The sequence below is a fragment of the Polynucleobacter sp. MWH-UH19D genome, assembly GCF_040409795.1.
GTDB lineage: Bacteria > Pseudomonadota > Gammaproteobacteria > Burkholderiales > Burkholderiaceae > Polynucleobacter.
Map to the genome: position 1 here is coordinate 1,493,828 of NZ_CP099571.1, position 12,499 is coordinate 1,506,326.

16 protein-coding genes are annotated in these 12,499 nt (G+C 44.2%); all 16 read right to left on the minus strand.

The window, feature by feature from the left end; translation table 11 throughout:
• Positions 1–45: 45 nt before the first annotated feature.
• The 16 genes from NHB34_RS07565 to NHB34_RS07640 all read right to left on the minus strand — a co-directional run bounded on the left by NHB34_RS07565 (position 46) and on the right by NHB34_RS07640 (position 12,390).
• Positions 46–1,350, minus strand: coding sequence for a TAXI family TRAP transporter solute-binding subunit (locus NHB34_RS07565; RefSeq protein WP_353427034.1), 1,305 nt, complete (start codon positions 1,348–1,350; stop codon positions 46–48).
• Between the two features lie 17 nt (positions 1,351–1,367).
• Entirely contained in the window at positions 1,368–2,552 is a 1,185-nt protein-coding gene (gene ccmI / locus NHB34_RS07570) for a c-type cytochrome biogenesis protein CcmI (protein WP_353427035.1), read from the minus strand.
• Between the two features lie 4 nt (positions 2,553–2,556).
• Entirely contained in the window at positions 2,557–3,030 is a 474-nt protein-coding gene (locus tag NHB34_RS07575) for a cytochrome c-type biogenesis protein (RefSeq protein WP_353427037.1), read from the minus strand.
• The gene (locus NHB34_RS07580; protein ID WP_353427038.1) at positions 3,027–3,557 is read right to left on the minus strand and encodes a DsbE family thiol:disulfide interchange protein; all 531 of its coding nucleotides are present in this window, start codon (positions 3,555–3,557) and stop codon (positions 3,027–3,029) included. Before NHB34_RS07580 ends, NHB34_RS07575 begins: the two co-directional genes overlap by 4 nt.
• Positions 3,554–5,473, minus strand: coding sequence for a heme lyase CcmF/NrfE family subunit (locus tag NHB34_RS07585; RefSeq protein ID WP_353427039.1), 1,920 nt, complete (start codon positions 5,471–5,473; stop codon positions 3,554–3,556). Before NHB34_RS07585 ends, NHB34_RS07580 begins: the two co-directional genes overlap by 4 nt.
• Positions 5,470–5,904 (minus strand): cytochrome c maturation protein CcmE, encoded by a 435-nt coding sequence (ccmE, locus tag NHB34_RS07590; RefSeq protein ID WP_353427040.1) that lies wholly within the window; start codon positions 5,902–5,904, stop codon positions 5,470–5,472. The genes NHB34_RS07585 and ccmE overlap by 4 nt, the downstream gene beginning before the upstream one ends.
• On the minus strand, positions 5,901–6,089 hold the full coding sequence (ccmD, locus tag NHB34_RS07595; protein ID WP_353427041.1) for a heme exporter protein CcmD: 189 nt from the start codon (positions 6,087–6,089) through the stop codon (positions 5,901–5,903). The genes ccmE and ccmD overlap by 4 nt, the downstream gene beginning before the upstream one ends.
• Complete coding sequence (gene ccmC, locus NHB34_RS07600; RefSeq protein WP_353427042.1) at positions 6,089–6,859, minus strand: heme ABC transporter permease CcmC; 771 nt, start codon at positions 6,857–6,859, stop codon at positions 6,089–6,091. Before ccmC ends, ccmD begins: the two co-directional genes overlap by 1 nt.
• Entirely contained in the window at positions 6,856–7,521 is a 666-nt protein-coding gene (gene ccmB / locus NHB34_RS07605; protein ID WP_353427044.1) for a heme exporter protein CcmB, read from the minus strand. Before ccmB ends, ccmC begins: the two co-directional genes overlap by 4 nt.
• Positions 7,518–8,165, minus strand: a complete 648-nt coding sequence (gene ccmA / locus NHB34_RS07610) for a cytochrome c biogenesis heme-transporting ATPase CcmA (RefSeq protein ID WP_353427045.1) — start codon at positions 8,163–8,165, stop codon at positions 7,518–7,520. The genes ccmB and ccmA overlap by 4 nt, the downstream gene beginning before the upstream one ends.
• A gap of 192 nt (positions 8,166–8,357) precedes the next feature.
• Positions 8,358–8,909: a flavodoxin family protein gene (locus tag NHB34_RS07615; RefSeq protein WP_353427046.1), complete on the minus strand. Its 552-nt coding sequence runs from the start codon at positions 8,907–8,909 to the stop codon at positions 8,358–8,360.
• A gap of 24 nt (positions 8,910–8,933) precedes the next feature.
• Positions 8,934–9,362, minus strand: a complete 429-nt coding sequence (locus tag NHB34_RS07620; protein ID WP_353427047.1) for a DoxX family protein — start codon at positions 9,360–9,362, stop codon at positions 8,934–8,936.
• Positions 9,363–9,387: 25 nt separating this feature from the next.
• Positions 9,388–9,810, minus strand: a complete 423-nt coding sequence (locus tag NHB34_RS07625; RefSeq protein WP_353427048.1) for a MarR family transcriptional regulator — start codon at positions 9,808–9,810, stop codon at positions 9,388–9,390.
• Positions 9,811–9,950: 140 nt separating this feature from the next.
• Positions 9,951–10,802 (minus strand): metal-dependent hydrolase, encoded by an 852-nt coding sequence (locus tag NHB34_RS07630; protein WP_353427049.1) that lies wholly within the window; start codon positions 10,800–10,802, stop codon positions 9,951–9,953.
• Between the two features lie 121 nt (positions 10,803–10,923).
• Entirely contained in the window at positions 10,924–11,334 is a 411-nt protein-coding gene (locus tag NHB34_RS07635; protein WP_353427050.1) for a carboxypeptidase-like regulatory domain-containing protein, read from the minus strand.
• 75 nt (positions 11,335–11,409) lie between these two features.
• On the minus strand, positions 11,410–12,390 hold the full coding sequence (locus NHB34_RS07640) for a quinone oxidoreductase (RefSeq protein ID WP_353427052.1): 981 nt from the start codon (positions 12,388–12,390) through the stop codon (positions 11,410–11,412).
• Positions 12,391–12,499 lie beyond the last annotated feature (109 nt).

Here is a 12,499-nt window from a genome sequence, read left to right on the forward strand (position 1 = left end):
TTATTATGAAATCTGTCGCAATACAAACGCCCTACCAATGTTGCACTACGTATACAAGTGGCTCAAACGCGCTCGAACATCACCTACGTGACTTTTTAGATCGTACAACTCTTTAGAATCCATCATGGAAACCTTGATGTTGTTAACACGACGCTCAATATCCTCTAGATCCAGACGATTCTTATTCTTTAACTCAGGATTTAGGGCATTTTTTTCAAGCGCCCTTAACTCAGCATAAACCTGAGCCAACTTGAGACGCAGCAAGAAATTTTTTGCTGACGGAATATAGGTAAATAGTGGAATCAGGATCACCAACAGCGGAATTACGATCTTCACAAAGCGCCCGACCCAAACGGCAGTCCAGAATGGTAGATGGCGATGTAAAAAAGATGGGCCATCTTTTAAATAAATTTCTGCATCTACATGCAATGGAAAATCCATACCAACGCCAGAAGGAAACTCACCCGGCTTTTGCAAGCGAGAATACGATTTCAGAATATCGTATGAGGCGCTCAACATCAGTGAAATCATTGCTGGGCTCACATTGCCATGCGTTACTAAAGTAGCTGTTGGTGCGATCACCTGAATATCTTGCCTGGGAATATCGTGCTCAATGCTCAGCAGACCCCTTGGGACATTCACTTTGGATAAATATGTCAAGCTACGTGTATAGGCATCAGCTTGATCAAAGCTCATTAAGCGAATGCCAGGAATGTCATAGAATTTCTGCAAAATGGGGGCCTCAGCTGCGGCCACGATAAACACTGCATCGAGCTCGCCATTTTTAAGCTTAGCTAATGCTTGATCTGGCTTTAACTTTTCACCGCGAATCTCATCTTCTTTAATACCGCTGATTTTGAGCAAAGCCGTACTTAAGGCAAGCGTGCCGCTGCCCTCGTTACCTATGGCAACCCGCTTACCCTTGAGCTGACCTAATACTTGCAGGCGTCCGCCCTCACCCTTGAATCCAGACTCGCGATACCAAACCCAAACAGGCTCATAAAACATGCCAGCAATAGAAACCAGGCTGGGATACTTATTAACATCAGCAACACCACCTTGCACCATCGCAAAATTGACGCCAGATTTTGGATCATTCAATAAACCCAAGTTATCAATCGTTCCGCCAGTGGACTTTACTACTAGATTGACACCATCCTTGGCAACCTCTTCTTTTAGACGCTCACCAAATTGGTAGTAAAGACCTGTCGGAAATCCCGTGGCCATCTCAATTACCTTTGGTGGTGGTGGCACCAGAATCCATAACACCGCAAAAATGGCAACCAATAGCACACAGAAACCCGCCACTATTGCAAAGGGGTTGTAAAAATGTTTTTTATAGGTTGTCATAGTTTGAGATTTGGTGATTACGGATAAACTTGATTAACCAATATACGCACATTAGAAGAACCAAGCTTTACAGTCTGAATTGCTGATATCAAATCGCCCGACTCAAGCTTAGCCATACCAGTCTTGGAAACTCTAACTTCTATAGTAACTTCTGGAAGCTCAGAAATCCGCATATTGGGATTCATGGCCAAGGAATCATCTAATACAAAATTAAATGGGAACTGAGTGACAGGCACCTTCAACACCGCTACCGGCATCCGTTCGCCCGGCTTTCTTGCAATAACCATCAACGTATCACCAGGCTTGAGCTTGGACTTTAGGTCTGCAGATAACTCAACTTGACCGCTGATTGATTTTCCCGTTGCCACAGGCGCGGCAATTGACCCACCCTTAGAACGCGCTTCTTCAATTGAAGTGGCAATCGCACGCGCCTCCTCAGAATTGGGCGGCAATAATTTAGCCAGTCTTTCCCACGTCTGCACTGCAGAAGAATAATTTCCATTTGTAAAAGCAGCTGTACCGGAGAGCCATAATGCCAATAGATTATTTGGGTCTAATTTGAGGGCTTGCTGAATTAATTGCATTGGCTTGCCAACAAAACTTCCCTTAGCAACGCCCACCAATACATCAGCATACTCAGCTAACAGCTCGGGATCATCATTAATAAAGTTACCAGCACGCGCATATGCTTTTGCTGCTTCTTCGTTGCGTCCCAAGATTCGATAGGAACGAGCTAACATTGCCCACCCTTTAAGATTATTAGGATCTTTTTCCATCTTGAGCGCAAAATCAGCAACCATCTGCTCTACGCCTGCTTGAGTCATTGGCTTTTGTTGATTGTTTTGTGCCACTCGAAATGCATCACCCAACCCGAGATACAAACCCGAAGACACAAGCACAATAAATACACTCAGGCCAATGATGACTTTTTTAGTAGAGCCCATGATTGCTTTGTCGTCTTCGACCTCGGCATCCTGAAATAAACGCTGACGCATCTCGGCATGACTAATTTCATACTCCTGAGCATCAATTTTTCCAGCAGCGCGTTCTGCTGCTAATTTTTCCAATTCTTCTTGGTAAATAGCAGCATTCATTTGGCGACGTGACGTACTTTCGCCTCCTTTGCCAAATATCAATGGCTTAAGAAGCAACACCAAAACAATTACTAATAGAAGAATTGCAGGAATGAAAAAGCTGATCATGAGGTTAATCCTGCCTGCCCTTAGAGAGAGTATTTAAAAGCGCATCAATTTTTTTATTTTCTTCAGCCGTGAGATCTGTTGTGACCACACTCGCATTGCGACGACGTAAATAAGAAAATAAAAATCCAATACCAATTAATAAGATAACAAATGGGCCAATCCAAAGCAGCCAGGTAATCGGCTTAACGGGTGGACGATAGAGCACAAAATCACCATAACGCTCAACCATAAAACTACGAATCTGCTCATCACTCTTACCTTCTTTAATGAGCGTGCGAATTTCCCTGCGAAGATCATTTGCAAGATCGGATCGAGAGCCTGCTAAAGATTCATTCTGACAAACTAAACAACGCATTTCCTCGGAAATACTGATTAAGCGCTGCTCTGTTACAGGATCATCTACTAATGGTGCAGCATCATTTGCATACGAAAATTTCAATATAAAAAATGAAGCTATCGTCAAGAAAACATATTTCATGATTTCTTTAACTCACGAATTAATGGGTACATTTTTTCATTTAAAACCTGCATCGTGATCGGACCAATGTGCTTGAACCGGATGATGCCAGCCTGATCGATGATGTATGTTTCGGGAACACCATACACCCCATAATCAATGCCTACTCGACCATTGCCATCAAATGCTGAGAGCACATAAGGATCACCTTGGCGTTGCAGCATTGCTAATGCATCTTCGCGCTTATCCTTGTAATCCAAGCCAATCACTGGCGCTTGATTTGATTTTGCCAACTCAACTAATACTGGATGCTCTTCACGACAGGCAACACACCATGAAGCCCAAACATTCAGTATCCAAACCTGCCCTTTCATACTAGCTGGCGAGAAGGTTTTATTCGGTTGAGCTAATTGGGCGACTTCAAAAGCTGGGGCTGGCTTATTGATCAGCGGCGAAGGCACTTCACGCGGATCTCGATTAAGCCCGATCCCTAAAAAAACTACTAAAACAATAAATAAAATTAATGGAATTAAAAATTTAGCTTTCATGGCGAGACTTTCTGCAGCTTCATGCGATAACGCTTATCCATCATCGCCAATATTCCGCCCAAAGCCATCAATAAGCAGCCACCCCAAATCCAATCAACAAAAGGCTTGTAGTACACGCGCACAGCCCAAGCTTTGTCACCCAATTCTTCGCCAAGAGAAACATAGAGATCACGAGTTAAACCAATATCAATTGCCGCCTCAGTCATTGGCATAGTTGATGAGAAATAATTTCGTTTTTCAGGATACAAAGTTGCTTGGTTTATGCCATTCTTACTTAACGTAAAGGTGCCACGCATCGCCTGATAGTTTGGTCCAGGCACACGCTCAACCCCTTGCAACTGAATTTGATAACCCCCAACACTCACTGTATCACCAGCAAGCATGCGGACATCTTTTTCTTCTTGATATGCACCTACCATGGTTACACCAATTACAAAAACTGCTATGCCAAGATGCGCAATTTGCATTCCAATAAAAGATCGGGTTGGCTTTCCTAATTTGAGCTGCCGCAATATTTGCAAAGCTCCTGAAGCAATAATCCAAAAAGCCAATAAGAAACCAAGTCCTGCTAACCAGGTGAACTGACCCATCACCAATGGAATGGCAACTCCAGCAATCACCGCAATCAAGCCAGCTGACCATAGGCGCTTGATGACCGACATTAAGTCCGTATTTTTCCAATTGGTCCACGGCCCTACACCCATGAGTACTAAGAGTGGCACCATAATCGGCACAAAAACACTATTGAAGTATGGGGGGCCTACAGAAATTTTGCCGAGATGGAGGGCATCAATCAATAAAGGGTAAAGCGTGCCTAGCAACACCGATCCAGCTGCTACCACTAAAAATACATTGCCCAACAAAATAAAAGTCTCTCTAGAGCTCAGACTAAATTTTCCACCCAGCGTATTTTTAGGTGCGCGCCACGCGTATAAAGTTAAAGATGAGCCCACTACCAAAGATAAGAAGATCAAAATAAAAATGCCACGCCGTGGATCAGTAGCAAAAGCATGAACGGAAGTGAGCACGCCAGAGCGAACTAAAAAGGTTCCCAATAAAGAAAGTGAAAACGCGGTAATAGCTAACAATACAGTCCAACTCTTGAAGCCACCACGCTTTTCTGTCACTGCTAATGAGTGCAATAAAGCTGTGCCCACTAACCATGGAATAAATGATGCGTTCTCAACGGGATCCCAGAACCACCAACCGCCCCAACCAAGTTCATAGTAAGCCCACCATGAACCCAAAGCGATACCCAGCGTCAGAAATATCCAAGCTGCCGTAGTCCAAGGACGAGACCAACGCGCCCAAGCGGCATCTAATCTGCCAGAGAGCAAAGAGGCAATGGCAAAAGCAAAAGCCACTGAAAAACCAACATACCCCATGTACAACATCGGCGGATGAAATACCAAGCCAGGATCTTGCAATAAGGGATTTAATGATCTCCCATCCTGAGCGGCTGGTAATAAACGCTCAAAAGGATTAGATGCAGTTAACACAAACAGTAACAACCCACTGCTGACTAAGCCCAACACTCCTATTACCCTAGCCACCATAAACTCATCCAAGGCTTTTGAAAGTTGGGCAACCAAGATTGTCCACGTGCCTAACAAGAATATCCACAGTAATAAAGACCCTTCATGGCCACCCCATACCGCACCCAAGCGATAAATGACTGGCAACTGTGAGTTTGAGTGCTCTGCTACATAAAGCACGGAGAAGTCATTGACATAAAAACTCCATGCCAAAGTTCCAAATGCAATCGCCAGTAAGAGAAATGCTGTTTGCGCAGTTGGCCTTGCTAACACTAAAAATTCACGACGGCCATAATGCGCGCCTAACAAAGGCAAAACACCCTGAATCAATGTCACGCAAAGCGCCAGGATTAGCGCAAAATGCCCTAACTCAGGAATCATTTTTGACTTCCATTTTTCTGTGCCTGCTCTAATGCATGCTTTGCTTCAGGGGGCATGTAATTTTCATCATGCTTAGCAAGCACTTCACTTGCAACAAATTCACCATTCGCATTTAGTCGCCCCTGAATAACAGCACCCTTACCTTCTTTAAATAGATCCGGCAAGATACCGGTGTAAGACACTGGAATATCTTTGACCATATCAGTAATCACAAAGTGCACAGTCAAGCCATCACGCTTTAAAGACCCATCTTTCACCATTCCGCCAATCCGAAATGCTTGGCTCTGTGGGGCTTTACCAGCAGCAACATCACTTGGTGTTACATAAAGAGCAATATTGCTATTGAGTGCATTCAAAATTAACATGGCAGCAATCGCAATTGCAGCGAGAGCTGCAACGATGATCAACGCGCGTTTATGTCTTGGCTTCACTGACGACCCTCTTTATCAAACTGCTCTGCAAGCCGTTCCTGCTGTAATCTTTTAATGATCGCTTTTCTACGAATGCGAATACTTGCTGGCTCGATAAACATGACCAAGACACAAATACCAAAGCTGCACCATACATACAAGGCGTAACCACCCATCGCAAAAAATTCTGCTGGACTATTCCACATTAACTATTCACCTCATCTAACTGCTTCACCCAATCTGCATGGGCTTCACGCTCCAAAATAATCGTGCGCACTCGCATCAATCCCACTGCAATCGAATACATCCAAAAACAGAGCGCCATCATCAGCATTCCCCACAACATTGTTTGCGCCATTGCGGGAGCTTTTGTTAAGGAAACGGAAGCGCCTTGATGCAAGGTATTCCACCATTTCACTGAAAAATAAATGATTGGCACGTTCACCACTCCAACCAACGCTAAGATTGCGCCAGCTTTATCCGCTCTTCTGGGGTTATCTATAGAAGCTTGTAAAGCAATAAAACCCAAATACAAAAATAACAAAATTAATTCAGATGTTAGGCGCGCATCCCAAACCCACCACGCACCCCACATCGGCTTGCCCCAAAAAGCACCAGTCCATAAAGATAGAAATGCCATCCATGCACCAACAGGTGCCAAGGCTTGCGCCATCATTGCAGATAAACGCGTATTAAAAATCAAACCGATTCCAGCCCAAGCAGCCATGACAATATAAATAAACATTGACATCCAAGACGCAGGCACGTGAATAAAAATAATTCGGTAGCCTTGTCCTTGAACGGCGTCCACGGGCGCAACAAAAAAACTAATCCATAAACCAATGAGCCCGAAAATAGCTGTCAAGATCCAAAAAAGCGGGATGAGCTTACCTGCCACCGGATAAAAGGTGCTAGGACTTGATAACTTAAACCAATTAATCAAGCGGTTATTTGAAAAGGTGTTGATCTCTGTCATTCAATGGCAATCTTTACAGCAGTAGCGCTAACCCAAGGTACAAATGCTAATGCCAAAATGAATATAGCGCCTAGCAAGGAAAAATGCCCTGATGTATCCAAACCAACACTATTGGCATAAACCGCACCGGCACCAAAAATGAGTACTGGGGTATAGAGAGGCAATATGAGCAAGCTCACCAACAAACCGCCGCCACGCACGCCAAGAGTCAATGCCGCACCAATAGATCCCAATAGAGATAGAACTGGGGTGCCTAACAAAAGTGTTCCCATCAGTACATATAAAGAACTGTTATCTAGATCAAACTGAATTCCAATCAAGGGCGCCAAAATCACCAATGGCAGTCCGCAAACAATCCAATGCGCCAGAGTTTTTCCCGCAACAATCATCACCATTGGCTGTGGTGATAAAGCCATTTGCTCAAGAGCACCATCAGCATAATCAGCAGCGAACATACGATGCAATCCTAATAGTGTTGACAGCAAGGCTGCGACCCAAATGACTCCTGGCGCAATCTTACGCAACAGTGCTGCATCAGCACCAATTCCCAATGGAAAAAGGCTGGTAACTACCACAAAGAAAAATAATGCAGTAAGTACCTCGCTCTTGCGGCGCGCCACCAATAACAAATCACGATGAACTACTGCAAATAGGGCGCTCATAAATCTAACGCCTTCACATTGGGGATGTGAATTGCCTGATGACTAGTCAATACCAATATACCGCCCGAGGTTAAATGTTCAGCCATTAAACCCTCAAGCAGAGCAACTGCGTTCACATCGAGCGCATTAAAGGGCTCATCTAATATCCACAACTGAGCCTGTCTTGTCAGCATGCGCGCCATTAATACCCTGCGCTTCTGACCCGCAGATAAACAATTGACTGGCAGATTTTCGCGGCCACGCAATCCAAAACGCCACAGCGCAGCTAAGGCCTTTTCATGAGGTAAATCAATGCCATCAAGGGCAGCATAGGTCTGGAGATTTTCAAGCGCACTGAATTCTTCTTTGAGAGCATCACGATGACCCAAAAACAATAGATTGCGATGATATTGATTAACTTGTTTTGCAATCAACTCATGGTTCCATAAAACCTGACCAACCTCGGGTTTAGATAGTCCTGTTAATAAACGCAGCAAACTGGTTTTTCCAACCCCATTCTCGCCACGCACATGAAGACAATCGCCAGCAGATAAATCAAAACTGATGTTAGAAAATAGTTTTCGGTCACCACGCATGCAAGCCAAATCTCGAGCTTGTAGCGTGTAGCTACTTTGGGCGAAGGTCGAAGAAAATTGGGCTGTCATGGGGGCTGAGGGCTTGAATCAAAGCGCCAAACGCATTGTCCAAGAGCCCCAAATGGCTGTCAAACATACGTAAAGGGGTATTTAAAGAATAATCTCTTTTAATTCAATTGCTTACGTCATTATAAGCCTTGCACCACTGAATTGAAAAAACCACCCGAAGGTGGTTTTCCAAAAGCCAAAATTGGAATTTGCTTACTTCATCCGCTTTGCAATTTCGGCGATACGCTGACCATATAGTCTGGCAGTCTCAAGATCACCAGGATTCACTTCATCAGCACTAGCATCTGATGGCGTTTGCATCATAGCGCCTGCAAATGAGCCTACATAGTTCACATCATCACGCTTTGCTGCTTTTGAGTTGGATGGCATTAAACCAGTGCCAACCCACAATCCAGAATGCTGCATCGCCAAGGTAAAGAAATAATGCAGTGTTGAGTGCTTATCACCGTTCATTGTGGCTGAGTTTGTGAAACCACCAAACACTTTATCTTTCCACTGTTGTGAAAACCATTGCTTTGAGCTTGCATCAGCAAATTTCTTAAATTGCCAACTTACCGTTCCCATGTAGGTTGGTGATCCGAACACAATTGCATCCGCTTCATTGAGGGTAGCCCACTGCGCATCGGTTAAATTACCTTCAGCATCAATGGCGACCAAAGTTCCGTTCGCGCCTTTTGCAACTGCCTCTGCCTGCTTAACGGTGTGACCATAACCACTATGAAATACCACTGTAACTTTTGTCATTTGATTTCCTTTCTATAGTTTTAATTAAGACTCATTTGCCTTGCTTTTAGCGTCGACTGAAAGTCCACCGGCACCAAATACTGTCAAGAGCAGTAAGCCACCAGCCATACTTAAATTTTTCATAAACATAATGTTTTGAATATAAGCCTGGTCTGCCGGAACCGCCCAAAAGTTATGAAAAATAAAGCCTGCTAGGAGTGTAAAGATTGCCAGCAAGAACCCTGCTAGGCGAGCTTTATAACCAATTGCTACCGCTATTCCACCTAATACCTCTAACGCAATCGTTAGCGCTGCGATGATTGTTGGTACAGGCAAGCCTTTTGATGCAATGTAAGCAACCGTACCATCAAAACCAAAGAGTTTTGATGTACCAGCAGAGATAAAAATTGCGGCCAGCAAAATACGCGCTACTAATGCCAATGGTCTTGCGCTAGATTTGCAAATTGCGTTCATATTGATTCCTTTAGTTTGTAAAAATTTATTTAAATGTATTCGTTAGTGTTTGCAATGCCGTTGACAGCTTCTCAAGCTCTCCAGCGCTTAATTGATTGAATGCGATGCCCAAATGTTGCAAATGTGCAGGAAACACTCTTTCAAATAATTTCTGCCCTTTTATCGTTAACCCAATCATCTGACTACGAGCATCTTCTGGATTTAATTTGCGCTCCAAAATGCCCTTTGACTCCAATCTCTCCAAAACACCCGTTAAGGTCCCCTTGGTAACTAAAGTTTTTTCACCCAATTCTTTGCATGTCATTGGCGGCTGATTACCCAATGTAGCAATGACATCAAACTGAGTCATGGTTAAGCCCATCGCTCTAAGATCTGGCGCTGAATAACGTTCAAATGCCTGATAGGCAGAAACCAAATTTCTCAAAACGGGCAAAAAATGTGTTTGCATGAGATAAACAATGAAAAGTACTAACTAGGACTAGTTTAGTACTAATTAGAACTAATTACAATACATGGTGCATTCTCAATAAAAAACCCCACAGAATCTGCGGGGTTTTTGGAGTTTCGGGCTTTTAACTCGGCCAATGATCAGAACTGCACTGTTTCTCCCTCTGTCATGGGAATGATTTTGATGTTACTTCCCTTCATTGCAGCCTGAAACTCAGCTAACGTGCCTTTAGTCATGGGATTGGAGTTGTAGTGCATTGGAATCACCATTTTTGGTTTCACCCAAGTTTTTAAAGCAAAGGCAGCATCGTCTGGCGCCATGGTGAAATTACCGCCGATCGGAATAAGCACCAAGTCTGGTTTGTAGTGCTCACTGATAAATTTCATATCACTGAATAGCCCAGTGTCACCCATATGCCAAATCTTGAATCCGTTTTCTAATTCAATGATGTAACCCATTGCTTCTCCAGCAGGATGTGATTCCATTTTTTCCGTTGCTGGATTTTTCCAAACCAATAAGGAAGAGTGTTCTGCCTGCACTGCCGTTACTTTTACACCAGGCAACGGAGTAACTCGACCAGTCTTATTAAAACGCCAACCGAGATCCGCTGGAAGAATTCCTAAAGTAATAAGTGGCGTCACCATATCTGCTGGGCCGTACAGCTTGACATTGTTTGATTTCGCGACGGCTGGCGCATCACCAATATGATCGACGTGGGCATGAGTCACTAAAACCGCATCAATCGGTCCAATCGCAGCAAGGTCATTTTTATATTGGGGTGGTGTCTTAGGTCCACCAGTAATCCAAGGATCTATCAGGATCATTTTGCCAGCAGGCGTTTTAATCCGAAAGCCAGCTTGACCAAACCAAAGCAATTCTGTTTTACCTTGCGCCACAGGCGCGCTCTGTGCCAGCGCTGACTGTCCTGTAACCAGCACTAAAGGCGCTAGCAGAACACTAGCAAAAACTTTTTTGAACGAATGATTTCTCATCAACTTGTCTCCCAATCTATTTATGAATAAGAAAACTATATCCCAAATCAGGGCTATCAGCTTGATGAGTTTGTACGGCAACGCAACAATGTTAAGCAGTTGCACTCAAGTTCTTGAGGGTTTATTTCCAGAAAATATTGAGCTTCTGAGAAGAGTCAGCTTTCACGATCAGATTACGCTTTTGTTCTGCGCCTTGATAACTGCCGATGACTTGATAGCTTCCAGGCGCTAGATTAATCAACATATATGGGCCATCCGCCTGCGCGTTAAAAATCGTCTTTTGCTCCTGATCGGTGATCTTAATTTGCGCCCCAAATATCCATACACCCCTGCCATTCTCCAACTGAGACATCTCCAACAAAACTGGCCACTGTTTTGCCTCAGCCAATATTGCAGCACTCTCTTCCTCGCCAACGCCACCACTAATATAGGCAATTCCTTCGGAATGCTGAGTGCCTGGAATCTGAGCCAAAGCAAAACCACTAAAAACCAAAATGAAATATGCAAGGAAGTGATTGAGAAAATGTTTCATATTTTTGATATTACCGCTGACGCACAAAATAAAAAAGCCCTGCTGTAACAGGGCTTGAATTTGAGCTTCGTGAATTTAAGGAATGAGCACGATTGCGCCAGACACTTTTCTACCCTCTGCAGCGCGGTGCGCATCTGCAGCTTGCTCTAGCGGAAATTTAGCACCAATTTCCACTTTGACATGTCCTTTTGAAATCGCATCAAATACAGCCTTCGCATTTTCCTGAAGTAATTCATGAGTAGCGTTATGTGGAAAGACAGATGGTCTTGTTAAGAAGAGACAGCCTTTCTTATTTAAGATTTCTGGCTGAATCTCAGGAGCAGGTCCAGAAGCAGCGCCGAAGAGAGCAACGGTAGCAAACGGAGCGGCACAGTCCAAGGATCCTAAGAACGTATTTTTAGCAACAGAGTCATAGACTACATTCGCCTTCTTACCGCCTGTGACTTTGATGACTTCCTCTACCCAGTTTGGTTGAGAGTAATCCACCACAGCATCACAACCAGCAGCTTTTGCTGACGCCACTTTTGCTTGCGAACCGACTGTACCGACCACAAAGGCGCCCAGTGCTTTTGCCCAGCCCGCCAAAATTTGCCCTACGCCACCAGCGGCAGCATGCACTAAAACAATATCACCCGCTTTGACTTTATAAGTCTTTTGCACTAAATATTGCGCTGTCATTGCCTTAAAAAAAACTGCGGCTGCTACCTCATCAGAGATATTGCCAGGAACAGGAACTACCTTATCTGCTGCAACATTGCGTGCGCTTGCATATGCACCGATGCCTGCGTTCATATACATGACGCGATCACCTACCTTGAGACCAGTCACACCTTCGCCCAAAGCTTCCACGACACCGACTGCTTCATGACCTAGACCCGTTGGCAAATCTAAGGGGTAGACCCCTGAGCGTTGATACACATCGATGAAGTTAAAACCAATCGCAGTTTGTCGTAACTGCACTTCGCCCTTTGCTGGCGGCGGCAGTTCTTTATCGATCACTTTGATTACATCAGCACTGCCAAGCTTATCTAAACTCACCACTCGCGCTTTAGTCACGTGTCACCTATTTATATTTGTTTTGAAAAAAATATCATACCCCAAAAGATGCCCTTCAGCAGGCGCATCAAAGCACCGCTAGAATGACTCAAATAATCGATTGGCAAAC

What these genes read in the sequence shown, in the direction of transcription:
- NHB34_RS07565 (WP_353427034.1), bottom strand. Translation starts at nt 1,350, where the DNA reads ATGACAACCTATAAAAAACATTTTTACAACCCCTTTGCAATAGTGGCG.
- ccmI (WP_353427035.1), bottom strand. Translation starts at nt 2,552, where the DNA reads ATGATCAGCTTTTTCATTCCTGCAATTCTTCTATTAGTAATTGTTTTG.
- NHB34_RS07575 (WP_353427037.1), bottom strand. Translation starts at nt 3,030, where the DNA reads ATGAAATATGTTTTCTTGACGATAGCTTCATTTTTTATATTGAAATTT.
- NHB34_RS07580 (WP_353427038.1), bottom strand. Translation starts at nt 3,557, where the DNA reads ATGAAAGCTAAATTTTTAATTCCATTAATTTTATTTATTGTTTTAGTA.
- NHB34_RS07585 (WP_353427039.1), bottom strand. Translation starts at nt 5,473, where the DNA reads ATGATTCCTGAGTTAGGGCATTTTGCGCTAATCCTGGCGCTTTGCGTG.
- ccmD (WP_353427041.1), bottom strand. Translation starts at nt 6,089, where the DNA reads ATGTGGAATAGTCCAGCAGAATTTTTTGCGATGGGTGGTTACGCCTTG.
- ccmC (WP_353427042.1), bottom strand. Translation starts at nt 6,859, where the DNA reads ATGACAGAGATCAACACCTTTTCAAATAACCGCTTGATTAATTGGTTT.
- ccmB (WP_353427044.1), bottom strand. Translation starts at nt 7,521, where the DNA reads ATGAGCGCCCTATTTGCAGTAGTTCATCGTGATTTGTTATTGGTGGCG.
- ccmA (WP_353427045.1), bottom strand. Translation starts at nt 8,165, where the DNA reads ATGACAGCCCAATTTTCTTCGACCTTCGCCCAAAGTAGCTACACGCTA.
- NHB34_RS07615 (WP_353427046.1), bottom strand. Translation starts at nt 8,909, where the DNA reads ATGACAAAAGTTACAGTGGTATTTCATAGTGGTTATGGTCACACCGTT.
- NHB34_RS07620 (WP_353427047.1), bottom strand. Translation starts at nt 9,362, where the DNA reads ATGAACGCAATTTGCAAATCTAGCGCAAGACCATTGGCATTAGTAGCG.
- NHB34_RS07625 (WP_353427048.1), bottom strand. Translation starts at nt 9,810, where the DNA reads ATGCAAACACATTTTTTGCCCGTTTTGAGAAATTTGGTTTCTGCCTAT.
- NHB34_RS07630 (WP_353427049.1), bottom strand. Translation starts at nt 10,802, where the DNA reads ATGAGAAATCATTCGTTCAAAAAAGTTTTTGCTAGTGTTCTGCTAGCG.
- NHB34_RS07635 (WP_353427050.1), bottom strand. Translation starts at nt 11,334, where the DNA reads ATGAAACATTTTCTCAATCACTTCCTTGCATATTTCATTTTGGTTTTT.